Source organism: Minwuia sp. IMCC3060, from assembly GCF_029909435.1.
Classification (GTDB): domain Bacteria; phylum Pseudomonadota; class Alphaproteobacteria; order Minwuiales; family Minwuiaceae; genus Minwuia.
On the sequence record NZ_CP123782.1, the window covers coordinates 3,964,018 to 3,985,899 of the forward strand.

Consider the following 21,882-nt stretch of genomic DNA (forward strand, 5'->3'; position numbering starts at 1 on the left):
GATCTGTCTGTCCGTCTCACTGCATTGTTGACGCCCAACCTGATCATACTAGCCTTTCCGGGGCGTGGTTCATCCACCGGAATGAGGAGACGCCCATGCTTGCCCTGAGGCCCTGTTGCGAATGTTGTGATGCCGACCTGCCCCCGGACTCGGACCGGGCCATGATCTGCTCGTTCGAATGCACCTTCTGCCGGGACTGCGCGGCGGAGACATTCGATCACACCTGTCCGAACTGCGGCGGCGGACTGGTGCCCCGCCCGATCCGGCCGGCCGGTCTGCTGTCGCGTTTCCCCGCGTCCACCGACAGGGTTCTGAAGGATCATCCCGGATGCACGAAAGTGGCGTGATGGGGTGTTCTTGTACCACAATCAACTGAAACCGGTTGCAATCCACTCAGGAATTCCGCCAATTAGCGCAGCGCAGCTCTTGTGGTGTACGTAACAACGTATGGAACCGTGCTGCACGATAACGAATCGATACAACGGAGGACTTCAAGTCTATGGAACGTCGTAAATTTCTGAAGGGTGCCGCGCTGGCTGGCGTCGGTACCGCAGCGCTGGCCGCGCCCGCCATTGCCCAGGGCGGCAAGACCATGACCATCGTGTCGACCTGGCCGCGGGACTTCCCGGGACTGGGCATCTCCGCACAGCGTCTGGCCGCGCGTATCGCGCAGCTGTCCGATGGTGCGCTGAACGTTGAATATTTCGCCGCCGGTGAACGCGTGGGCGCGTTCGACGTCTTTGACGAAGTGGCTTCCGGCAACTCGCAGGCCTATATCGGTGCGGACTACTACTGGACCGGCAAGCATCCGGCCCTGGCCTATTTCACCGCCGTGCCGTTCGGCATGACCACCGTGGAATGGAACGCCTGGATCAAGTTCAAGGGCGGTCAGGAACTGTGGAACAAGGTCTCCGGCGAATTCGGCCTGAAGCCGCTGATGTGCGGCGCGACCGGCACCCAGGCCGGCGGCTGGTTCAACAAGGAAATCGAATCCGCTGATGACCTGAAGGGTCTGAAGATGCGTATTCCGGGCCTGGGCGGTTCCGTGATGTCGAAGCTCGGCGTCTCCACCGTGTCCCTGCCGGGTGGCCAGATCTATGAAAACCTGGTTTCCGGCGCTATCGAGGCAACGGAGTGGGTCGGTCCCTACAATGACTACTTCATGAAGTTCTACGAGGCCGCGAAGTACTACTACACCGGTGGCATGCATGAGCCGGGTGGCGGACTGGCCTTCGGCATGAACGCCAGCTTCTGGGGCAGCCTGACCGACTGGGAGAAGGCGGTGATCGAGGCGGCCTGCTACGAGGAGCATGGCGCGGCGTTCGAAGAGAACATGGCCAAGAACGGCGAGTACATGACCAAGCTGGTCAACGACCACGGTGTCCAGGTCCGCGCGTTCAACGACGATGTCTGGGACGCGTTCGGTGACGCGGCGGCGGAAGTCTTCGCGGAAACCCGTGACCATTCCCCGCTGGCTACCGAAGTCGACGACTCCTTCCAGGCCAACCTGCGCGAGATCGGCGGGACGATGGCCAAGTTCGAAGGCACCTTCGTCAACCAGCGCAACCGTGTGCTGGGTCTGACCTGACCGAAGGCTGACTGACAGGAATCAGGGCGGTGCCTCGAATGGCACCGCCCTTTTTTCCATTGTGGCCCACTCGGTGCGCGATGACGCCCTCATGCCGTCCATCTGCGCGCCCGGCTCCATCCATTCAACAGGATTGCAGATGACTGACAGCAACGTGACAGCAGGTATGCAGGCGGAGATTCCGCCTTACGGTCGGCCCGCACCGCTGGTCCGCATAGCGGGCTGGTCCATGCTGTCGTTGCTCGTCGCGTTCATTGCGGAGAACGTGCTGATCGTCAGTTTCGGTTTCCCGGGCTTTTCGGCGGCGTTCTCGGAGGATGGCGGCGGTCTCGCCTGGGTGCAGGTGCTGCTCTATGCCGCCGCGATCGCCGCGAGTGTCCTCTTCGTGCAGCGCACGTCGGATTGCGCGCTGCGCTGGGACTCGCACCGTATCCATCATTTCAATCTCTTCCTCATTCGCGGCTTCTTCTGGATGGTGGTCCTGGTCGGTGTCGCCGATTCCGTGATCGCGTTCATGCGGGTCGAGAACCTGCTGCAGGACTTCATGGGTGAGGACTCGGTCCGGGCGCTGAGCCGGGCGCATTTCGTCGGCCCCTGGATTCACATGCCGCTGATCGCGATCGCCTTCATCATCGCCGCCTTCACCCGGACACTCGGCTTCACCTGGCTGGCACTGCTGATCGTGGGGGCGGAGCTGCTGATCGTCATCACCCGCTTCATCTTCTCCTACGAGCAGGCGCTGATGGGCGACCTGGTGCGGTACTGGTACGCAGCGCTGTTCCTGTTCGCTTCCGCCTTCACGTTGTTCGACGAGGGGCATGTCCGCGTCGATGTGCTGTATGCCGGCTTCGGTCGGCGTACCCGCGGCTACGTCAATGCCCTCGGTTCGATCCTGCTGGGCACGTCGACCATGTGGGTCATCATCTACATCGGCTTCGACGGCCAGCAGTCGATCATCAATGGCCCGATCGCCAATTTCGAGATTTCGCAGACCGGTACCGTCGGCATGTTCATCAAGTATCAGATGGCCGGGTTCATCGGTATTTTCGCCATCACGATGCTGATCCAGTTCGTGAGTTACTTCTTCGAGGCTATCGCCGATATCCGGGATGAACCCGGGCATCGCGAACATCAGCCCGTCGCGCATTGAGGTCGGGTCATGGAGCTTTTCTTTCTCGCACTGCTGGTCCTGATCATGGCGTTTGCACTGGGGTCCGGCTATCCGGTTGCCTTTGCCTTGCCTGGTGCCGCGATCATCTCCATCGGGCTGGCCGCCGGTTCGGGCTACCTGTTCGCGGACAATCCTGACGCCTATTTCCACACCGGTGGTCCGTCGCAGTGGCTGTCTGCGGGCGTCACCAATCTTCGAGGGGTCTACTGGGAGGTCGAGCGCGATACCCTGATCGCGATCCCGCTGTTCATCTTCATGGGCATCATGCTGCAGCGTTCGAAGATTGCCGAGGACCTGCTGGTGACCATGGCGCAGCTCTTCGGCCCGGTGCCGGGTGGCCTCGGCATTTCCGTTGTCTTCGTGGGCGCGCTGCTCGCCGCGACCACAGGCATCGTCGGCGCAACGGTCGTGGCCATGGGCCTGATCTCGCTGCCCGCCATGCTGCGCAACAATTACTCGCCCTCGCTTGCCACCGGTACCATCGCGGCGTCCGGAACGCTGGGCCAGATCATTCCGCCCTCCATCGTGCTGATCATCCTGGCCGACCAGCTCGCCTCCGCCACCGATCAGGCCGGCACGGCGCGCAAGGCGCTCTACAAGGAAGCCACCGGCGAACTGAGCATGCCGTCGATCTTCGACGTGGCCTCCACCAGTGCGGGCGAGATGTTCCTCGGGGCCTTCATTCCGGGCATGGTCCTGGTCGGGCTCTACATGCTCTACATCCTGATCTACGCCACGATCAGGCCAAGTGCCGCGCCCGCTGTGCGGTTCGAGGGCAAGTTCGACGCCGTGTTCTGGCGCAATGTCGTCCTGACACTGGTGCCGCCGCTGGCGCTGATCTTCCTGGTGCTGGGTTCGATCATCGCGGGTATTGCCACGGTGAATCAGGCAGGTGCCATTGGTGCCGCCGGTGCCCTGATCATGGGCGGTTACCGCCTGACGGAAGGCCGTGCCACGACCTACATTCCGGCCATCATTTCAATCGTGGCCCTGTTGATGATCGGTTTCGCGCTGGCGACCTTCGACATGAACATCAAGTCGATCGACAGCGCCGAGGACGAGATCGGCATCGCCATCGGCGCGGTCGCCGCCGTGCTGCTGGTCATTGCCCTGGGCTGGAGCGGCTGGCGGGTGCTGAAGATCGACCGCACCCTGCAGGATGTGATGCTGGAGACCGCGAAGACCACCTCGCTGGTGTTCATCATCCTGCTCGGTGCGGCGATGCTGACCGCTGCCTTCCGCGCATTCGGCGGCGAGGAACTGGTGCGCGAGTTCCTGAATTCTCTGCCCGGCGGTTTCTGGACCCAGTTCATCATCGTCATGCTGGTCATCTTCATCCTGGGCTTCTTCCTGGACTTCATCGAGATCGCGGTTGTCGTCGTGCCCATCGTCGCGCCGATCCTGCTGGCCGATCCGTCGGCCAACATCACGGCGGTGTGGCTCGGTGTCATGATCGGCCTGAACATCCAGACCTCGTTCCTGACACCACCATTCGGCTTCGCGCTGTTCTACCTGCGTGGCGTTGCCCCGGCGGCAGTACGGACCGTGCAGATGTACCGGGGCGTGGTCGCCTTCATCAGCCTGCAGCTGGTGGCACTTGGTATCATGGGTGCCGTACCGGAACTGGTGAACTATCTGCCGAACCGGGTCAGCTTCCTGTCCGACACCTCTCCGCCCCCGCGCAATCCGAAGCTGCAGTTCTGCCTCGAGGAATTTGTCGAGGATCGGCTGGCCACGGAGGGTACCGCGATCACGGCGGCAATCACACGAGCGCAGGGACTTGACCTGTCGGCCCTGCCGAAGGACCTGGCGCGTGATCTCGGCAAGGGCTTCGAGAATGCCGAGACCGCCATTGCCGCCCTGGCCGACACGTCTGCGGCGGGTGACAGGGTCGATGCAGCCTCCGGTGACTACCGGCCGCAGCTGCGCGTGGTCCGTCGTCTGGAGAAGGACATCCGCAAGGAGCAGGAGGAGGCCGACGCGCTGAAGACACGGATCAGCCGCCTGCAGGAATCGGAGCTGGATCGGAAGCCGGAACTCGAGGCGGAGATGCAGCACCATCTGGCCAGGGCCGAGGAACTGCGCTCCCAGATTCCGGCGAGCTGGGCTGATACCTACAAGACCTTCAGCACCCTGACCAAGGCGGAGTCGAAGGCGCGCACGACCTACCAGCGTGCCGCCGATGGCTCATGGGAGGGTCCGGCGGAGGTTCTGGCTGTCCTGAATGGCAATGCCGCCTTTGCCGCGCTGGAAAGCGATCTGCGTGGCTTGCGGCAGGCGATCGAGACCGCGCCGGGCAAGCAGGCTGCCGAGACCGTTCAGGAAGTCGAACGCGCTTTCCGGGATGTCGAGGGTGCGGGCGACGTGCAGAAGGCACTGGCCAAGGCCCGACGTGCCCTGAAGAAGGCCGAGACCGACAGGACGAAACCGCTGGAGGAATATGAGGACGCGATCGCCGAGTTCGAGGCGCAGCAGGCCTGGCGTGGCCAGGCGGCAACGGCGCTGAAACAGGAGATCGAGACCTATCTGGCCGCGATCAGGGAAACCTTGGGTGCCCGCATGCAGCCGAGGCTCTCCCGCGATCAGGCGCTGTTCGTCGCCGCCTGCAGCTCCAGCCATCGGGATATCTCGCTGAACTTCTGATCCGCCCCCATATCGACCGGGCGTTGCGTCCGGTGGCAGCGGTATCTGTCCGGCCTCTGACCCGTCCGGCGCCTCAGCGTCAGGCGGGACGGAAGCGGGGCAGGTGCATGCCGTCGCCGATGTCGTCCCACCAGAGGGTGAGCGGCATGCCGATCCTGACCTCCGATGGCGGGATATCGGTGATGTTGGTGACCAGCTTCACGCCCGGCAGTCCGGGGAAGGTCACCAGACCGACGACATAGGGCAGGTCGTCCGCCACTGCCGGATGGCTGGCATGGTGGATGACGGTGAAGGAGAAGACCTCCGCCTCCGTCGGCGCCGCTGTCCAGACCGTCTCGGTCGAATGGCATCCACCGCAGATCGGGGCGGGGGGGTGGCGCAGCATGCCGCACACGGCACAGGACTGGAAGCGTAGCTGCCTCTCCGCGCAGGCCTCCCAGAATGGCGCGTCGTCCATGTCGGGCTCCGGACGTGGCATGGTCTCGGGAAACAGGGCCATCAGTTCCTCCCCAGCAGAATGGCGCTGGTCGGCGCGACACCAAGTCCGCCGGTCACCAGGCAGGTGCGCGCATCCGCGACCTGCGCCGTCGAGGTACCGCGCAACTGGCGCACACCTTCGATGATCAGGTTCACACCATGGACATAGGCCTCGGACAGCTGACCGCCGGACGTGTTCAGCGGCAGCTTCCCGCCGTCATGGCGGATGTTGCCCTCGGCCACGAAATCGCCGCTCTCGCCCGGTCCGCAGAAGCCGAAATCCTCCAGCGCCATCAGGACCATGCCGGAGAAATGGTCGTAGATCTGGGCAACGTCGATGTCATCCGGGGTCAGGCCCGCCCGGGCGAACAGTTCCTTCGCCAGGCGGCGGTTGTTGGTGCTGGCATAGGTATCGTTGGGCATGTTCTGGCTGCCCAGCGGGCCGGTGCTCCAGCCCGCGCCGCTGCCGTGGGCGCTGGCCAGGACTTCCACCCGCTGCTGCACCAGATCGCGGGCGCGCTCGGCCGTGGTGATCAGGACCGCGGCGGCGCCGTCGGTCTCCAGGCAGCAGTCGTAGAGCCGCAGCGGCTCGGCGATCCAGCGGGAGGCGAGATACTGTTCCTTCGTCAGGGTCCGGTCCCCCATCACGGCCAGCGGATTGCGGTTGGCATTGGCACGGAACGACAGCGCGATCTCTGCCAGATGATCCTCGGTGATCGGGTAGAGGTGCATGAACCGCTGCACCATCAATGCCAGCATCTGCGGTGGTGCAAACAGGCCATAGGGGGCGATGAAATTGCCATGTGTGCGTGTGGGCGCGGCGCGGCCATAGCGGCGACCCTGCCCCTGACAGAGGCCACGATAGGCGACGACGACCTCCGCCTGTCCGGATTCGATGGCCGCGCAGGCCAGGGAGACCGCACCGCAGGACCCGCCGCCGCCGCCGCCCCAGACCATGGCTGACCAGCGCAGTTCCGGGATGCCCAGCGCGGCCTGCATCACCGGGCCTTCATTGCTGTCGTTGGAAAAGGATGTCAGCCCGTCAATGGCGCTGACCGGCAGCCCTGCGTCGCGGGCGGCGGCAACAATGGCCTCCGCCGTGATCTGGAACTGGCTGCGATCCTGGATTCCACCCCAGCGCGTATAGGCGCTCTGACCGATGCCCACGATATGCGGCGCGCGTGCTGACGTCCCCATGCCCGACCGTTCTCCTGCCTCCATTGGATAGTGGCAGCATCACATATTCTACCCACACAGGAGTATTGTGCTGAATGCAGATCAGAGGCGCGGTAAAGATGCCCGGTCAGCCTGCGGCAGGTTCGGCCTCCGGTACCGGATGCGTGTCGCCGCTGTCGGAGAAGGGGGAGCGGCCGCGGCGGAAGCGCCCGGCCAGGCGGTCAAGGCCGGAGAGGGACTTGTCCAGCGCCGCCATGGTCTTCGACAGGTCGGCACTGTCGTCGTTCAGGAAGGTGCGGAAGGTGCGGGCATAGGCCAGCCCCAGGGCCTTCATGCGCAATGCACCGGCAATCCCACCGGTCGCAACACCCGCAGACTCCAGCGCCAGACGCATCGTGCGCTGCCCCGGTCCGGCCATCAGCGCCAGCGCGCCCATGGGGTCACCCGGCAGGCTGGCGAGCACCGCGCGCAGCCCCTCGCGATGGGGTTTCAGACTGTCGAACCGGGCGATCAGCAGTGTGAACAGGCGGTCGCGAATGGCCTCGTCGGGCCAGTCGTCATCCACCGCCGAAAGCATGGCTGCGTCGGCGCGGGCGGCAATCTGACTGATGACGCCAGTGCGGCTGCCCACTGCCGCAACGACTTCGGCGACGTCCAGACCGGACTCCCGCGCAATGTCGTAGAGCGTGACATTGCGCCAGCCCCCCAGCGCGGCGAGTTGCATGGTGGCGTCGATGATGGGGCCGACGGGATCCTTCTTGCGGGGCATGACCTCTGTCCTCCTGCGCCTGTCAGTCTCCATTAGATGGGGACTCAGGCGCAGGGATGAACAGGGAAGTTTGTCGCAAGTCGCGGGACGCTGCGGGTTTCCGCCGGTCGATCAGCCCTTCAGGGCTTCCTCCGCCGGCACGTAGTCATACCCCAGGTCCTGTGCCACGGCCTCGTAGGTCACCTTGCCGTTCCAGACGTTCAGGCCATTCCGCAGGTGCGGGTTGGCGGCCAGGGCGCCCTTCCAGCCCTTGTTGGCGATGGCGATGGCATGCTGCAGGGTGACGTTGTTCAGGGCATAGGTGGACGTGCGCGCGACACCGCCCGGCATGTTGGCAACGCAATAGTGGACAACGCCCTCGACCACATAGGTCGGTTCCGCATGGGTGGTGGCGCGGGAGGTCTCGAAACAGCCACCCTGATCGATGGCGACATCGACCAGCACGGCGCCGTCCTTCATGGTCGACAGCATGTGATGCGTCACCAGCTTCGGCGCGGCGGCACCGGGCACCAGCACGGCACCGATCACCAGATCGGCGGCCGCGACCTGTTCCTCGACCGCTGTACGGGTGGAATAGAGCACGGTGGCGGAAGCCTCGAAATGGTTCTCCAGCTTCTCCAGCACCACCGGATTGCGGTCCATGATGGTCACATCGGCATGCAGGCCCACGGCCATCTGCGCGGCGTTGAAACCAACGACACCGCCCCCCAGGATGACGACCTTGCCCGGCGCCACGCCCGGCACGCCGCCCAGCAGCACACCCAGCCCGCCGTGGGCCTTCTCCAGCGCCGAGGCGCCGGCCTGGATCGACATGCGCCCGGCCACCTGGCTCATCGGCTTCAGCAGCGGCAGTCCGCCGGTCGGGTCGGTCACGGTCTCATAGGCAATGCAGACGGCACCGCTGTTCACCAGGTCGCGGGTCTGGTCGGGATCGGGGGCCAGATGCAGGTAGGTATAGAGGATCTGGTCCGGGCGCAGCATGGCGCGCTCGTTCGCCTGCGGCTCCTTCACCTTCACGATCATGTCGGAACGGGCGAAGACTTCCGCCGCGTCGGCTGCGATCTCGGCACCGGCCAGCACATAGGCCTCGTCCGTCGCGCCGATGCCCATGCCGGCACCGGTTTCCACCAGAACCTCGTGGCCGTTCAGCTTCAGCTCGGCCACGCTCTCCGGCGTCAGGCCGACCCGATATTCATGGTTCTTGATTTCCCTGGGGGTACCGACGCGCATGACAGCCTCCTGAACCGTGCGAAATGTCTGATCTCCCAGTATCGCGCGCTGCCGCCGGAAAGTGCTTCGAATCCTTGCCCGAATTCCGGGAATTATGGTAAGAAATTTGAGAATTAGCTATAAAACTCGGAGAAAATTTGATGGATCGGACGGATGCGCGCATCCTGCAGCGTCTGCAACGGGATTCCTCCCTGTCACTGAACGACCTGGCCGAGGCGGTCGGATTGTCGCCCTCCGCCTGTCACCGGCGGGTCAAGCTGCTGGAGAAATCGGGTGTCATCTCAGGCTACTCGGCAAGGCTGGACCGGATGGCGCTGGGGCTGACCATCCAGGCATTCGTGGAGATCAGCCTGACATCGCAGAGCGAGGAATCGCTGGCAGCCTTCGAGGAAGCGGTGATCCGTACGGACGAGATCCTCGAATGCCACCTGATGACCGGCAGTGCGGACTACATGCTGCGGGTTGCGGCGCGCGACGTGGCGGACTTCGAACGGATTCACCGCAACCGACTGTCCCGGCTGCCCGGTGTCGCCAGCATGCAGTCGGGCTTCGTGCTGCGCAGTGTCCGGGAGGGTGGTGCGTATCCGGTGGATGTGACGTAACCTGACCCTCGTGAAATCCACCTGACGGCGGAGCACCGGTCGAGCATGCATGAAGAAGAACTGATCAATCTGGCCATCGTTGCCGGTGCGGCGCTGTTGTGCGGGCTGCTGCTCAGCCGCATCAAGCAGCCGGTGGTGGTCGGTTACATCATCGCCGGGGTCGTGCTGGGTCCGTCGGTGCTGGAGCTTGTCGGCGACGGGGAAGAGCTGCAGCTGGTGGCGGAGCTGGGCGTGCTGATGCTGCTGTTCCTGATCGGCATGGAACTGTCGCTGCGCAATTTCCGCCGCATCTGGCGCATGGCCATGACCATCGCGGGGCTGCAGATCGCCCTTGGTCTCGCCTTTGCCTGGGTCTGCGGCAAGGCCTTCGGCTGGGGACCGGAGCTGTCGCTGATCGTCGGCTTTGGCCTGGGCCTCAGTTCGACCGCCGTGGCCATCAAGATTCTGGAAGACATTGGTGAGCTGCGGACGGAGGTCGGACGGCTGGCGGTCGGAATCCTGGTGGCGCAGGACCTGGCCGTGGTGCCGATGCTGCTGATCGTCAGCGAGATGGGTGTCGAGGGATCAAGCCCGACCAGCGCCCTGGTTCCGGTCATCATCGCCGTCTCGATCCTGGCCGGCATCGTCTTCCTGCTCAGCCGCCGCAAGCGGGAGCATCTGCCGTTCGCCCACTGGATCAGCGACAACCACGACCTTGCCGCCATGTCCGGCCTGGCCATGTGTTTCGTCTTCGCCGCGATCAGCGGCCTGGTGGGGCTCTCGCCTGCCTATGGTGCCTTCATCGGCGGGCTGGTGGCGGGCAACACGATCGAGCGTGGCAAGATGATCGCGGCGGTGGAGCCGATCCAGTCGGTACTGCTGATGGTCTTCTTCCTCTCCATCGGCCTGCTGCTCGACCTGGGCTTCATCTGGGACAATATCCTGCTGGTGATCGGGCTGCTGCTCGCCATCTCCTTCGCCAAGACGGCAACCAACATCATCATCCTGCGCATGCTGGGGGAGCCCTGGCCGAAGGCCTGGCTGGCAGGGACCGTCATCGGGCAGATCGGCGAGTTTTCCTTTGTCCTCGTCGCCGCGGGTCTGGCCGCCGGGGTGATCGATCCCTTCGGCTCCAAGCTCATGACGGCGGTGATTGCCCTCAGTCTGGTGGCGAGTCCGTTCTTCCTGTTCACGGCACGGCGGATGGACCATGTGGAATGGCGTCGCGTGCACTCCTTCAGTGACTTCACCCGCGCGATCTACGGCCGGAACGTCGGTGCGTTCACCGAGGGGTCGGGGCGTGCGGCCCGCGGTGTCGGTCGCGTGACCCTGAGCGTCGGCGACTATGGCCGCAGCGAGCTGGACCGCATCGTGAGCCGCCTCCAGCCGAAACGCGCCGCCTCGCCCGAAGCCGATGAGCGGGATGATGCGATGCCGGAGGAAGAGCGTCCTGCCAGCGAAGCCCCGGCCAGCGAAGCCCCGGCCAGCGAAACACCGGCCAGCGAAACACAGGCCAGCGGAGCCCCGGCCAGCGAGGCCCCGGCTGCCCCGTCCGAAGAATCCGGAACCAATGGCCGACCGGCTACTTGAACAGGCCTGGCGCGCCCGGGTCGGCGGTCCGGTCGCGGGTGTTGACGAGGTCGGGCGTGGCCCGCTTGCCGGTCCGGTTGTCGCCGCCGCGGTGATCCTGCCCTACGACCGCATCATCGGGGGGCTGGCAGATTCAAAGGCGCTCTCCGCCCGCCGTCGGCAGGAGATCGCGGCGGTCCTGCATCAGGACGCGCTGGTCTCCATCGCCGAGGCCACCGTGGAGGAGATCGACCGGCTCAACATCCTGCACGCCGCCATGCTGGCCATGGCGCGCGCCATTGACGCCCTGTCCACGCCTGCCGCTGCGGTTCTGATCGACGGCAACCGCATGCCGCCCGGTCTCGCCATGCCGGGGGAGGCGGTGGTGAAGGGGGACGCGAAGGTCGCGGCCATTGCGGCGGCGTCGATTGTTGCAAAAGTGCATCGTGACGCACTGATGTCGGACCTGGCGGAAACCTATCCCGGATACGGCTTCGAACGGCACGCCGGATACCCGACACGCCAGCATCGCCAAGCGCTTGCGGCCCTTGGACCCTGCCCCGCGCACCGCCGTTCCTTCCAGCCTGTTCGTGATTTGATCATTCAAGAAGATACGATAAATCACTGACTCAACGCACTAAAAGCGGTTGACCTGAGATTCTGGTTCAAGTGACTATGCCAACGCGCTGTTGATTCGAGGGGTTTTCAGCGCGATCAGGGTGGGACATCAGACAGGACAGCGCGGCGCCATGCAGGATTTGCCGGTTAACAGGATCATTCAGGGCGACTGCGTCCAGATCATGGAGGGACTGCCGGCAGGGTCGGTGGACATGATCTTCGCGGACCCGCCGTACAATCTGCAGCTGAAGGGCGAACTGCGGCGGCCGGACGAGAGTCTGGTCGATGCCGTGGATGACGCATGGGACCAGTTCTCCAGCCTGGAAGCCTATGACGCCTTCACCCGTGCCTGGCTGCAGGCCGCCCACCGGGCGCTGAAGGACACCGGCACGCTGTGGGTCATCGGCAGCTATCACAACATCTACCGCATCGGGGCGATCCTGCAGGACCTGGGGTTCTGGATCCTGAACGATGTGGTCTGGCGCAAGTCGAACCCGATGCCAAACTTCCGTGGCCGCCGCCTGACCAACGCGCACGAGACCATGATCTGGTGCGCGAAGGGGGAGAAGAACAAGGGCTATACCTTCAACTACGAGGCGCTGAAGGTGCTGAATGACGACGTTCAGATGCGCTCCGACTGGCTGCTGCCGATCTGTTCGGGCAATGAGCGGCTCAAGGAGGACGGGCAGAAGGCGCATTCGACGCAGAAGCCGGAATCGCTGCTGCACCGCATCCTGGTGACCGCCACCCGCGACAATGACATCGTGCTCGACCCCTTCTTCGGTACCGGCACCACCGGGGCCGTGGCCAAGCGGCTGGGGCGGCGCTTCATCGGCATCGACCGGGAAGAGAAATACTGCCGCCTGGCGCAGAACCGCATCGGTCGCATCCGTACCCTGCCGAAGGAAGATCGCGCCATCACGCCGCCGAAGCGGCAGGCGGTGCGTGTGCCCTTCGGCGCGGTGGTGGAACGGGGCCTGATCGAACCGGGGACCTATGTCTTCGGCCCTACGGGCAAGCATGTCGCCCGGGTCCGCGCCGACGGCAGCCTGATCTGCGCCGACGCCACCGGCTCGATCCACAAGATCGGCGCCCACGTGCAGGGCGCACCAAGCTGCAACGGCTGGACCTGGTGGCACATCGAGGTGGAGGGCAAGCTGCGCCCCATCGACATCTTCCGCGACCAGATCAGGGCAGAGCTGGGGGCGGAGTAGCGCCCCGACCGTTCTCCCTCGTAACCCCTCCTAGAGGTCGCAGGCGTGTCCTGCGCGCCCAGTCTCCGACACCTGCGCGGCACACTGGGTACCCGGGTCGAGCCCGGGTACGGCATGGGGATGGTGTGGCCGCCAGTGAGTCGCCTGCACAACTCCCATCACGGCGCTCGCAGACCTGATCCACGATCCCGACCTTCTCGACGCCCACCCCATGGCTAGATGGCGAGCAGCGCGTCCTCGAAAGGGAAATCCGACAGCAGTTCGGTGCCGGTTTCGGTGACCAGGATCTGCTGTTCCAGCTTCACCCCCTCGCCGCCGTCATTGGCACCGATGAAGCTTTCGACGCAGAGGGTCATGCCGGGCAGGATCTCCCCGTCGTAGCCCGCATCGGCGAAATCGGCGCGGTGGTAGAGATACGGATACTCCCCGGTCATGCCGCAGCCATGGGCGGAGAGGTAGTAGCGGTGGGCGGCATACTTCTCCGGGATGTCCCAGGCCCCCTCCGCATAGTCGCGGAAGCTCAGGCCGGGGCGGATCAGGGCCATGTTGTGGTGCACCTGCTCATGCGCCACGCGGTAAAGCTCCCGCTGGGTCGCGGTCGGTGCGTCGGGTCCGGAATGGAAGGTGCGGGAGAAGTCGGAATAGTAGCCGTGGCAGCCCAGCACATCGGTGTCGAAGGCGATCAGTTCATTGGCCTGGATGATGCGGGGTCCGGTCTCCTGGAACCATGGATTGGTGCGCGGACCGGAGTTCAGCAGCCGGGTCTCGCAATAGTCGCCATTGCCCGCCACCACCGCCTGCTGCAGCACCGACCAGAGTTCATTCTCCGAGATGCCGGGCCGGATCGCGCCCCGCATCACGCCGACCGCACGACCGGTCAGGGCGAGGGAGGCACGGACGCATTTCACTTCCTCGGCGGACTTGATGGCGCGGGCCAGTTCCACCGGGTGCTGCGCGTCCCGGATGACGAACCCTTCTGCTGCCAGCGCGATGGCCGAGCCTGCATTCATCCGCTCCAGACCCACGGTCGCGCCCGCACCGACCTCCTGGCGCAGCGTGTCGGCCATCTCCGCCGCCCACAGCCGCTCCCGCGCCGCGATGTCTGGCCCGGCGGCGACAAAGCTGGCGGTCAGGGCGGGGCGCACCTCGTCAACGGTGTCGAAGCCGTCCGCCAGGTGCATGCAGCCGGTGAACTCGTACAGGATCGACCGGTCCTGGGTCAGCAGCAGGTAGCGGGAGGCGGCATTGCGGGCACTGAACACCTGCATGTTCCGGGTGCCGGTGGCATAGCGGATGTTCACCGCGTCCGACAGGATCACGGCGTCGATCCCAGCCAGACGCATCTGTTCGCGAACCCGCCCGCGCCGGTAATGGCGCACCGCGTGCAGGTCGATCCCGTCCGATTCCGGCGCGGCATCCAGCAAGGCCAGATCGTTCAGGCCCGTGCGGCCCTGATGCCAGTCAAGCTGCGCCATGCAGGCTTCCCGCGTTTCAGCCCTTCAGATCGGCCATGGAGACATAGGCGGAGATGCGTTCCAGGCTGGAGCGGACCTCGACCACCACGGGACCGTCATGGTTCATGGCTTCCGCCACCACGCGCTCCACGTCATTGTCGTCGCGGATCTTCAGCCCCTTGGCACCGAAGGCTGCGCCCCAGGCGGCGAAGTCCGGATTGACCAGATCGGTCCCCGCCACGGTGCCGGGGAAGAACTTCTCCTGATGCAGGCGGATGGTGCCATAGGCGCCATTGTTGGAGACGAAGATCTTGATCGGTACCCGCCGCGAGATGGCCGTGGCGATCTCGTTGCCCGTCATCATCGCGCCGCCGTCGCCCAGGAAGGTGACGATCTGGCGGTCCGGTTCCCGCAGGCCCGCCGCCGCCGCTGCCGGGACACCCATGCCCATGGCACCGGAGACCGCGCCGACCATGATCTGCCGCCCGTTCAGGCGCAGGTGGCGGTGCACCCAGCTGGAGAAGTTGCCCGCGTCCGTGACCAGGATCGCGTCGTCGGCAAGGTGCGGCTTCAGCGCCTCGATCACCATGCCGAAATTGACCCCGTCCTCCGCCGGTTCCGGCGCGCCGCCCATCAGGCGGTCGACATAGGCCTTCAGCCGTCCGAGCCAGTCGGAGCGGTCGCGTGCGGGCGGTGCCGCGTCGACCAGGGCATCCAGGAAGGCCGCCGGATCGACGGTCAGCCCGACATCCGCCGCGAAGACACGGCCCACCACATTGGCGTCCGGGTAGACATGCACCAGCGGCTGCTTCGGCGGAATCGAGGGGAAGACATATCCCTGCGTCGTGGTATCCCCGAGGCGGGTGCCGATGGCGAGAATCAGATCCGCCTCCGACAGCAGATCCACCTGCGGTTTCGGGATGTTGAAGCCCAGATAGCCGGCATAGAGCGGGTTGTCGTTGGGGAAGATATCCTGGCGCTTGAAGCTGGTGACGACCGGGATCTGCAGGGCATTCGCGGCACGCAGCATGGCCGCCCGCCCGCGTTCGCCATCGACCTGGCCGCCGGCGATGACAATCGGTCGCTCCGCCTTGCCCAGCATCTCCGCGACCCGTGCGACATCGGCTTCGGCGGCCCGTGTCTGCGGCACCGGCATCGGATCCAGCGGTGCGTTCGTGACCTGATCGAACTGCATGTCTTCCGGCAGCACGATGACCACGGGGCCGGGGGTGCCGGAGCTGGCGATCTGCCAGGCCCGTGCCACGATCTCCGGAATCCGCTCCCCGTCCATGATGGTCCAGACGGCCTTTGCCATGCCGCCGAACATGCGGGAGTAATCGACTTCCTGGAACGCGCCGCGCCCGATCTCGTCACGGGCGACCTGACCGATGAACAGCACCATCGGCACCGCATCCTGCTCCGCCGTGTGCACGGCGATGGAGGCGTTGGTGGCACCAGGCCCCCGGCTGACGAAGGCCACGCCGGGGCGGCCAGTCAGCTTGGCGTCGGCGACCGCCATGAATCCGGCCCCGGATTCATGGCGGGTCTGGACCAGATCGATCCGGTTCTGCCGGGCCAGCGCATCGAGGGTCGCCAGATAGCTCTCCCCCGGCACGCAGAACACCCGGTCCGCCCCCTGCCGTTCCAGGCAGGCGACCAGCAGTTCCGCCGCACTGGTCATGCCGACGCTGCCTTGCGCCGATTCAGCATCAGCGCGATCAGCACCGCAGGCACCAGCAGCACCAGGGCGGCAATCACCAGCTCCACATGGGTGAAGCCGGTCAGCTTGCCCCCGGGCGCCAGGAACAGGATGGCCGCAACGCCAACTGCTGCCCGGACCGGCCATTGCAATGTGCCGCCGTTGGTCAGCCGCCCGACACCGATCAGGTACCCCTGCAGCGACGAGGCCATCAGGATGACGCCGACGATCGCGGTGATCGTCACGGTCAGCACCTGGGTCACGGTCCCCTGCATGATCAGCCCCGGATTCAGTACGAAGAAGAACGGGATGAAGTAGATCACCGATCCGAGGCGCATGGCCTCGAAGCCCGTTCGCATCGGGTTCGACCCGGCCAGACTGGCCGCCGCGAAGGCCCCCAGGGCCACCGGAGGCGTGATGAAGGAGAGCATGCCCCAGTAGAGCATGAACATGTGCACCGCCATCGGGTTCAGGCCCGACTGGGTCAGCGCCGGAGCCAGAGTGATCGCCAGGATGATGTAGGCGACCGTGACCGTGACACCGATGCCCATGATGAAGCTGGCCAGCGCCCCCATGACCAGCAGCAGGATCACGTTGCCGTCCGCCAGGGCGAGCAATTCGCTCGCCAGGGTGGAGACCTTGCCGGTGAGCGACAGGGCACCGACGATCATGCCGATACCGGCCAGGATCGCCGCCAGTTCCGCAAACAGCCGGCCGACACCGATGATGAAGGTACCGACATTGGCCATCTTCCAGCGGGTACCGGCATTGATCTGGTTGATCGCGATCAGCAGCGCGGTGGCGTAGTAGGGGGCCAGTGCCTCCCGCTGCAGGTACAGCAGCATGAAGACCAGCAGCGCGAAGACGAAGACATAGTGCCAGCCCTCCCGCAGTGTGTCGCTGACCCGGGGCATCTCTTCCTTGGGCAGACCCTGCAGGCCGGTACGGGCCGCGTAGGAGTCGATCTGCATGAACAGGCCGAAGAAGTACAGGAACGACGGAATCGTCGCCGCGATGATGATCTCCGAATAGGGCACGTTCAGGTAGATCGCCATGATGAAGGCGGTCGCACCCATGATCGGCGGCATCAGCACGCCACCGGTAGAGGCACAGGCCTCGACACCCGCCGCATAGTGCGGCTTGAATCCGGTCCGCTTCATGGCCGGGATCGACAGGGCGCCGGTGGTCATCACGTTGGTGATGACGCTGCCGCTCATGGAGCCCATCAGGCCCGACGAGAAGATCGCGACCTTCGCAGGACCGCCGCGCACATGGCCGAGCAGGGCAAAGGCGAGGTTCAGGAAGAACTTGCCGCCGCCGGTGTGCTGCAGCGCCACGCCGAACATCAGGAAGCCGATGACCAGATTCGCGAAGGCGCGGAACGGGATGCCGAGGATCGATTCGGACGAGATGGCGTGATAGCCGAACGTGTTGCCGAAGGGCTCGTTCTCGAAGGTCTCGAACGGTTCCGGCAGGAATTCGCCATAGGTCGGGTACAGCGAGAATATCAGGACAATGAGGGCAACGACGGGGCCGGCGGACCGGCGCGTGGCCTCGAGCACCAGCACCCAGAGAATGCCACCGGCAATCTGGATATGGCCCGGCGCGCCATACTCCCAGCCCAGGTTCACGATGTCCCGGGCATAGTAGAACAGGTAGGCGTTCACCCCGATGGAGGCGAGAATCAGCAGGATGTCGAACCCGAACAGCGCGCGGTCCGTGGCGGTCTCGGAGCCGGGACGCGTCGGCCGGAGTGGGAAGACAAGCAGGCACAGCGGCAGCAGCAGCGCCAGCAGTGCGAAGAAATACTGTGTATCGATCGGCACGTAGCCGAACGTGTGGCCGAGGTTGAAGAGCTTGTAGATCGACATGGCCACGGTCAGCACCGTGATGATCACAAGCAGTGCACGCCAGAACGGCGAAAGTGGCCGATACCGGAACTCGGTATCGGCCACCTGCATCGTCTGACCGTCGGAGCCGGCGGGACCCTTTCCGGGTCCCGCCGGTACATCACCAGCGGTCTGGTTCACGATTCGTCAGCCGTCACTCGAAGACAACAGGCATGCCGGCACCGGACAGCGCCTTGGCACGGATCGGCAGCCACTTGGCCGAGATGTCTTCCGGGCTCATGCCGGACACGTCGCCCAGGGACTTCCAGGCGTCCATGATGATCTGCTGGCGCTTGATCAGCATGTCGTTGTTGGCCTGTGCCTCGTCGGTCCAGATACCCGCTTCCTTGAAGTAACGGATGGTGCCCTCATGATACGGCATGCCCCAGACCAGGGTCTGGTTGGCCAGGGCCCAGCCGGCACCACCCGGTGCTGCGTCCTTGTACTTGTCGAACTGGTCCACGATGGCCTTGGTCAGCGCATAGACCTCATCGGCATCGCGGTCGCTGTTCGTGACCAGGATCGGGTACGGATAGACGTAACCGGCATGCGGCTTCTCGGCAGAGATGTCCGCACCGCGGGTCGCGACATGCTGCAGGGCCACCGGATGCGCCTTGTTCAGACGTTCCCAGCCAGCCTTGTCATCCGCCGGCAGCGGCGGCCAGTGAATGCCACGCGGGCTGGCGGCGAGCCGCTGTGCATGCGGGGTGATGGTGGACATGAAGGCCGCATCGGACTGGCCATTGATGATCGCATCGATCGACGCCTTGAAACCCGAGACCTCGACCTTCTGCACGTCATCCCAGGTCAGGCCGGCGAAGGCCATGTTGGCCGCGGCATTCCAGTTCAGTGCATCACCGCCGACGACATAGGACACGCGCTTGCCCTTCAGGTCGGCCATGGTCGCGATGCCGGCATCCTTTGCTGTCGCCAGACTGAGATTGTTCTCACCGACGGCGGTCAGGACGACACGCAGCGGCTGCGGGCCCCATTCGCCGGACGCGAACAGGAAGGTGCCTTCCTGGCCGAAGAACGCGGCGATACCACAGGCGCAGTAGTCGGCCTTGCCATCACGCAGCGGCGCCATGCGGGACACGTCGTTCTTGCCCGGAATGACGCGCATCTTGGTGCCATAGGCTTCGCTCAGCGCATTGCCGATGGCGACCGACTGGGCATAGCCGGAGGCGGTGGTGCCATAGGCGGTCCAGGTCATCTTCTCCGGCAGACCGTCAGCCATTGCGGCGGAAGCGGCGAGGCTCATCGCACCGGCGAAGGCCGCTGCTTTCACATAGGTTTTCATCAAGTTCCTCCCTGTAACGGCCAGTCCGGATTTCCATTTTTCTGGACCGGCCAACCTGCGGCGCATATTGACGACTGCCGCCCGCAATGAAAAGCCCTGATCGCAATGGCTTGTACAACCTGAAGGGGGTTGTGAAGGCCGCGTCACCCGTCATTCGGGATCAGGCGAGGACGTGGGGCTGTGCAATGTCGTTTTATGGCTGGTATGTTCCGGCTGCGACGTGGCGGATCCTGCCACACGGTACTGATGACAGGAGCGGATTGTGGGAACAGCAGGCGCGATGGTGCGCCCCATATGGCGACTTGCGCAGGCCGTTGCCGTGCTTGCGCTGCTCGTGACGGTGCCGCGACAGGCCTTGGCACAGCCCGATCCGGTCTGCGAACTGGACCGGCCGCTGGTCATGGCGGACCTGCCCTGGGCGTCGAATGCCTTTCACGTGGCGGTCGTCCGGCGCATCGTCGAGACCGGGTTCGGCTGTACCACCGACGTTCTCACCGGGGCCACGCTGCCCCTCTTCAATGCGATGAAGGCCGGCAGGCTGGATGTGACCATGGAGGTCTGGAAGGCCAACTTCCCGGACCAGTGGGCGGATGCAGTGCAGACGGGCAAGGTCGTGGAACTGGGCATCAACTTCGATGATGCGAGCCAGGGCTGGTACGTGCCGGCCTGGCTGGTGCAGGGGCCGGATGCCCCGGCGTCGGACCTGAAGGCCGTATCGGACCTGCCCCGCCACAAGGATCTGTTCAGCGATCCCGAGCAGCGCCACAAGGGGCGGTTCTACAACTGCAGTCTCGGCTGGGCCTGCGAGGCGGTGAACACCCGCAAGCTGCACGCCTATGGTCTGGCCGATGCCTTCACCAATTTCCGGCCCGCGAACGGGGATGCCCTGGCTGAGGCCATCGGCGAGAACTACCGGCGCAAGCGCCCCTTTCTCGCCTATTACTGGGCACCGACCTGGGTATTGGGCACCTATGACCTGGTCCGGCTGGAGGAACCGGCGCACGATCCGGAGATATGGCAGGCGATGATGTCGAGCCGCCGGCCGGCGCAGGCGACGGCCTATCCGCAGTCGCATGTCAGTGTGGGTGTGCAGGCCGGGCTGATGGCGGAAGCACCTTCGCTGGTGGCCTTCCTCCGGCGCTATCACACCAGCAGCGCGCTGGTATCCGAGGTGCTGGCGCATCAGCGGCTCTACGGCCTGACAGCGGCCGGGACAGCGGACTGGTTCCTGCGCCGACAGGTCGGGGTCTGGTCCGGATGGGTGCCGGAGGCCGTGGCGGCGCGGGTGCTGGCGGCACTCGGGTAGATCGATCCAACAATTGATGGAATCGGCACCGGCCCACTCCCCCACCCGGCCACCCCTAAGGATACTCTCGTGGGCGGCCGGGTGGGGGAGCAGGCCGGTGATGCGATCAGGCAGTGGATGACTCTGGCTGATGACGCCCGGGGCGGCCTGATTCCCTCCGGCCATGGTCTGCTGTAGGCTTGGCGCGGAAACGCCTGAAGGGATCCTGTCGTGATCACTGTTCTCTCTCCGCTGGCCGATCTGATCGGTCGCATCCTGCTGTCCGCCATGTTCATCCTGTCGGGGATTCACGGGCTCAGCGACATGGAGGGCGCGGCGCGCTACATCGAGGCCGAGGGAATTCCCGGCGAGCTGGCGATTGTCGTGATCATTACCGAAGTGGGCTGCGGATCGCTGCTGCTGCTCGGCTTTCTGACGCGTCTTATGGCGTTTCTGCTGGGGGGATTCACCCTGCTGACGGCACTGCTGGTCCACGCGAAGTTCGGTGACCCGATGCAGGTGATCATGTTCCTGAAGAACCTGGCGATAGCCGGCGGGCTGGGCATTGTCTTTGCCAATGGCGCCGGCTCGCTGTCCATCGACGGCCTGCGCCGGAGATGATGTCCCCGGTCCTCCGCCTGCGCGGAGGGTCAGCAGATCAGTGGTCGTTGTCAGGCAGCCAGGGGATGGAGCCGATCTCTATGCCCTCGTCCCGCAGTTCCTCGACCTCGTCCGGCGTCGCTTCGCCGTAGATGCCGCGTTCTTCCGCCTCGCCATAGTGGATCTTGCGGGCTTCCTCGGCGAACTTAGGTCCCACATGGTCGGCATTCTGTTCCACATGGCGGCGCAGGGTACGCAGCATGGCGACCATCCTGGCCGGTGTGATCTCCACATCGCTCTCGCCTGCCGTGACCGGTTCCGGCGGCGAACCGGTCGGAATCGGGACCGGCGCAGGGTTGCCGAAATCCTTGCGGGAGGCGACGTTGGGCGCCATCGGGGCCTTCCCGATCCGCCCGTCGCCGCAGATCGGGCACTCCAGCAACCCGCGCTCCTTCTGGGACTCGTAATCCGCACTTGACCCGAACCAGCCTTCGAAGACGTGGTTGTCCGTGCATTTCAGGTCAAAGCGGATCATGGTCGTGCAAATCCTGCCGGAGATGTTTTGCTGTATCGCAGTTACATGGCGGCAGACACGCCATGCCGCAAGGGAATTGAGTGA

General features: G+C 64.9%; 19 protein-coding genes. 10 read left to right on the top strand and 9 right to left on the bottom strand.

The window, feature by feature from the left end; genetic code table 11:
• The first annotated feature begins 95 nt into the window (after nucleotides 1-95).
• From QGV54_RS19860 to QGV54_RS18570, 4 genes are all read left to right on the top strand, one after another.
• Nucleotides 96-347 (top strand): DUF1272 domain-containing protein, encoded by a 252-nt coding sequence (locus QGV54_RS19860; protein WP_348637645.1) that lies wholly within the window; start codon nucleotides 96-98, stop codon nucleotides 345-347.
• Nucleotides 348-499: 152 nt separating this feature from the next.
• On the top strand, nucleotides 500-1,588 hold the full coding sequence (locus QGV54_RS18560) for a TRAP transporter substrate-binding protein (protein ID WP_281019160.1): 1,089 nt from the start codon (nucleotides 500-502) through the stop codon (nucleotides 1,586-1,588).
• 139 nt (nucleotides 1,589-1,727) lie between these two features.
• Nucleotides 1,728-2,738: a TRAP transporter small permease subunit gene (locus tag QGV54_RS18565; protein WP_281019159.1), complete on the top strand. Its 1,011-nt coding sequence runs from the start codon at nucleotides 1,728-1,730 to the stop codon at nucleotides 2,736-2,738.
• A 9-nt stretch (nucleotides 2,739-2,747) separates the two neighbouring features.
• Complete coding sequence (locus QGV54_RS18570; protein WP_281019158.1) at nucleotides 2,748-5,402, top strand: TRAP transporter large permease subunit; 2,655 nt, start codon at nucleotides 2,748-2,750, stop codon at nucleotides 5,400-5,402.
• Between the two features lie 79 nt (nucleotides 5,403-5,481).
• On the opposite strand, the gene QGV54_RS18575 is transcribed toward QGV54_RS18570, so the two are convergent.
• The 4 genes from QGV54_RS18575 to ald all read right to left on the bottom strand — a co-directional run bounded on the left by QGV54_RS18575 (nucleotide 5,482) and on the right by ald (nucleotide 9,054).
• The gene (locus QGV54_RS18575) at nucleotides 5,482-5,901 is read right to left on the bottom strand and encodes an OB-fold domain-containing protein (protein WP_281019157.1); all 420 of its coding nucleotides are present in this window, start codon (nucleotides 5,899-5,901) and stop codon (nucleotides 5,482-5,484) included.
• Nucleotides 5,901-7,076: a hypothetical protein gene (locus tag QGV54_RS18580; protein ID WP_281019156.1), complete on the bottom strand. Its 1,176-nt coding sequence runs from the start codon at nucleotides 7,074-7,076 to the stop codon at nucleotides 5,901-5,903. Before QGV54_RS18580 ends, QGV54_RS18575 begins: the two co-directional genes overlap by 1 nt.
• A 106-nt stretch (nucleotides 7,077-7,182) precedes the next feature.
• Nucleotides 7,183-7,824 carry a hypothetical protein gene (locus QGV54_RS18585; protein WP_281019155.1) on the bottom strand — a complete coding sequence of 214 codons (642 nt, stop codon included), beginning with the start codon at nucleotides 7,822-7,824 and terminating at the stop codon, nucleotides 7,183-7,185.
• Nucleotides 7,825-7,935: 111 nt separating this feature from the next.
• Nucleotides 7,936-9,054 (bottom strand): alanine dehydrogenase, encoded by a 1,119-nt coding sequence (ald, locus tag QGV54_RS18590; RefSeq protein WP_281019154.1) that lies wholly within the window; start codon nucleotides 9,052-9,054, stop codon nucleotides 7,936-7,938.
• Nucleotides 9,055-9,194: 140 nt separating this feature from the next.
• On the opposite strand from ald, the gene QGV54_RS18595 reads away from it, so the two are divergent.
• The 4 genes from QGV54_RS18595 (at nucleotide 9,195) to QGV54_RS18610 (ending at nucleotide 13,036) form a co-directional block, all read left to right on the top strand.
• Nucleotides 9,195-9,656 carry an Lrp/AsnC family transcriptional regulator gene (locus QGV54_RS18595; protein ID WP_281019153.1) on the top strand — a complete coding sequence of 154 codons (462 nt, stop codon included), beginning with the start codon at nucleotides 9,195-9,197 and terminating at the stop codon, nucleotides 9,654-9,656.
• A 45-nt stretch (nucleotides 9,657-9,701) separates the two neighbouring features.
• Nucleotides 9,702-11,225, top strand: coding sequence for a cation:proton antiporter (locus tag QGV54_RS18600; RefSeq protein ID WP_281019152.1), 1,524 nt, complete (start codon nucleotides 9,702-9,704; stop codon nucleotides 11,223-11,225).
• Nucleotides 11,206-11,832 (top strand): ribonuclease HII, encoded by a 627-nt coding sequence (locus tag QGV54_RS18605; protein ID WP_281019151.1) that lies wholly within the window; start codon nucleotides 11,206-11,208, stop codon nucleotides 11,830-11,832. Before QGV54_RS18600 ends, QGV54_RS18605 begins: the two co-directional genes overlap by 20 nt.
• A gap of 121 nt (nucleotides 11,833-11,953) precedes the next feature.
• On the top strand, nucleotides 11,954-13,036 hold the full coding sequence (locus QGV54_RS18610) for a site-specific DNA-methyltransferase (protein ID WP_281019150.1): 1,083 nt from the start codon (nucleotides 11,954-11,956) through the stop codon (nucleotides 13,034-13,036).
• 215 nt (nucleotides 13,037-13,251) lie between these two features.
• Here QGV54_RS18610 and QGV54_RS18615 read toward each other — a convergent pair whose 3' ends face one another.
• From QGV54_RS18615 to QGV54_RS18630, 4 genes are read right to left on the bottom strand one after another with little or no spacing between them, the layout of a single operon-like run.
• Nucleotides 13,252-14,511 (bottom strand): Xaa-Pro peptidase family protein, encoded by a 1,260-nt coding sequence (locus tag QGV54_RS18615; RefSeq protein ID WP_281019149.1) that lies wholly within the window; start codon nucleotides 14,509-14,511, stop codon nucleotides 13,252-13,254.
• A 16-nt stretch (nucleotides 14,512-14,527) separates the two neighbouring features.
• Nucleotides 14,528-16,171 carry a thiamine pyrophosphate-dependent enzyme gene (locus QGV54_RS18620; RefSeq protein WP_281019148.1) on the bottom strand — a complete coding sequence of 548 codons (1,644 nt, stop codon included), beginning with the start codon at nucleotides 16,169-16,171 and terminating at the stop codon, nucleotides 14,528-14,530.
• Entirely contained in the window at nucleotides 16,168-18,219 is a 2,052-nt protein-coding gene (locus tag QGV54_RS18625) for a TRAP transporter fused permease subunit (RefSeq protein WP_281019147.1), read from the bottom strand. The genes QGV54_RS18620 and QGV54_RS18625 overlap by 4 nt, the downstream gene beginning before the upstream one ends.
• 13 nt (nucleotides 18,220-18,232) lie before the next feature.
• The gene (locus QGV54_RS18630) at nucleotides 18,233-19,378 is read right to left on the bottom strand and encodes a TAXI family TRAP transporter solute-binding subunit (protein ID WP_281019146.1); all 1,146 of its coding nucleotides are present in this window, start codon (nucleotides 19,376-19,378) and stop codon (nucleotides 18,233-18,235) included.
• A gap of 280 nt (nucleotides 19,379-19,658) precedes the next feature.
• Here QGV54_RS18630 and QGV54_RS18635 point away from each other — a divergent pair, with 280 nt between their 5' ends.
• Both QGV54_RS18635 and QGV54_RS18640 read left to right on the top strand, forming a co-directional pair.
• Nucleotides 19,659-20,684: an ABC transporter substrate-binding protein gene (locus QGV54_RS18635; RefSeq protein WP_281019145.1), complete on the top strand. Its 1,026-nt coding sequence runs from the start codon at nucleotides 19,659-19,661 to the stop codon at nucleotides 20,682-20,684.
• A 210-nt stretch (nucleotides 20,685-20,894) separates the two neighbouring features.
• On the top strand, nucleotides 20,895-21,284 hold the full coding sequence (locus QGV54_RS18640) for a DoxX family protein (RefSeq protein WP_281019144.1): 390 nt from the start codon (nucleotides 20,895-20,897) through the stop codon (nucleotides 21,282-21,284).
• 37 nt (nucleotides 21,285-21,321) lie between these two features.
• On the opposite strand, the gene QGV54_RS18645 is transcribed toward QGV54_RS18640, so the two are convergent.
• Nucleotides 21,322-21,798 carry a DUF1178 family protein gene (locus QGV54_RS18645; RefSeq protein ID WP_281019143.1) on the bottom strand — a complete coding sequence of 159 codons (477 nt, stop codon included), beginning with the start codon at nucleotides 21,796-21,798 and terminating at the stop codon, nucleotides 21,322-21,324.
• Nucleotides 21,799-21,882 lie beyond the last annotated feature (84 nt).

Bases quoted from the DNA above. Each gene is read 5' to 3' on its own strand.
- QGV54_RS19860 (WP_348637645.1), top strand. From the start codon at position 96: ATGCTTGCCCTGAGGCCCTGTTGCGAATGTTGTGATGCCGACCTGCCC.
- QGV54_RS18560 (WP_281019160.1), top strand. From the start codon at position 500: ATGGAACGTCGTAAATTTCTGAAGGGTGCCGCGCTGGCTGGCGTCGGT.
- QGV54_RS18565 (WP_281019159.1), top strand. From the start codon at position 1,728: ATGACTGACAGCAACGTGACAGCAGGTATGCAGGCGGAGATTCCGCCT.
- QGV54_RS18570 (WP_281019158.1), top strand. From the start codon at position 2,748: ATGGAGCTTTTCTTTCTCGCACTGCTGGTCCTGATCATGGCGTTTGCA.
- QGV54_RS18575 (WP_281019157.1), bottom strand. From the start codon at position 5,901: ATGGCCCTGTTTCCCGAGACCATGCCACGTCCGGAGCCCGACATGGAC.
- QGV54_RS18580 (WP_281019156.1), bottom strand. From the start codon at position 7,076: ATGGGGACGTCAGCACGCGCGCCGCATATCGTGGGCATCGGTCAGAGC.
- QGV54_RS18585 (WP_281019155.1), bottom strand. From the start codon at position 7,824: ATGCCCCGCAAGAAGGATCCCGTCGGCCCCATCATCGACGCCACCATG.
- ald (WP_281019154.1), bottom strand. From the start codon at position 9,054: ATGCGCGTCGGTACCCCCAGGGAAATCAAGAACCATGAATATCGGGTC.
- QGV54_RS18595 (WP_281019153.1), top strand. From the start codon at position 9,195: ATGGATCGGACGGATGCGCGCATCCTGCAGCGTCTGCAACGGGATTCC.
- QGV54_RS18600 (WP_281019152.1), top strand. From the start codon at position 9,702: ATGCATGAAGAAGAACTGATCAATCTGGCCATCGTTGCCGGTGCGGCG.
- QGV54_RS18605 (WP_281019151.1), top strand. From the start codon at position 11,206: ATGGCCGACCGGCTACTTGAACAGGCCTGGCGCGCCCGGGTCGGCGGT.
- QGV54_RS18610 (WP_281019150.1), top strand. From the start codon at position 11,954: ATGCAGGATTTGCCGGTTAACAGGATCATTCAGGGCGACTGCGTCCAG.
- QGV54_RS18615 (WP_281019149.1), bottom strand. From the start codon at position 14,511: ATGGCGCAGCTTGACTGGCATCAGGGCCGCACGGGCCTGAACGATCTG.
- QGV54_RS18620 (WP_281019148.1), bottom strand. From the start codon at position 16,171: ATGACCAGTGCGGCGGAACTGCTGGTCGCCTGCCTGGAACGGCAGGGG.
- QGV54_RS18630 (WP_281019146.1), bottom strand. From the start codon at position 19,378: ATGAAAACCTATGTGAAAGCAGCGGCCTTCGCCGGTGCGATGAGCCTC.
- QGV54_RS18635 (WP_281019145.1), top strand. From the start codon at position 19,659: ATGGTGCGCCCCATATGGCGACTTGCGCAGGCCGTTGCCGTGCTTGCG.
- QGV54_RS18645 (WP_281019143.1), bottom strand. From the start codon at position 21,798: ATGATCCGCTTTGACCTGAAATGCACGGACAACCACGTCTTCGAAGGC.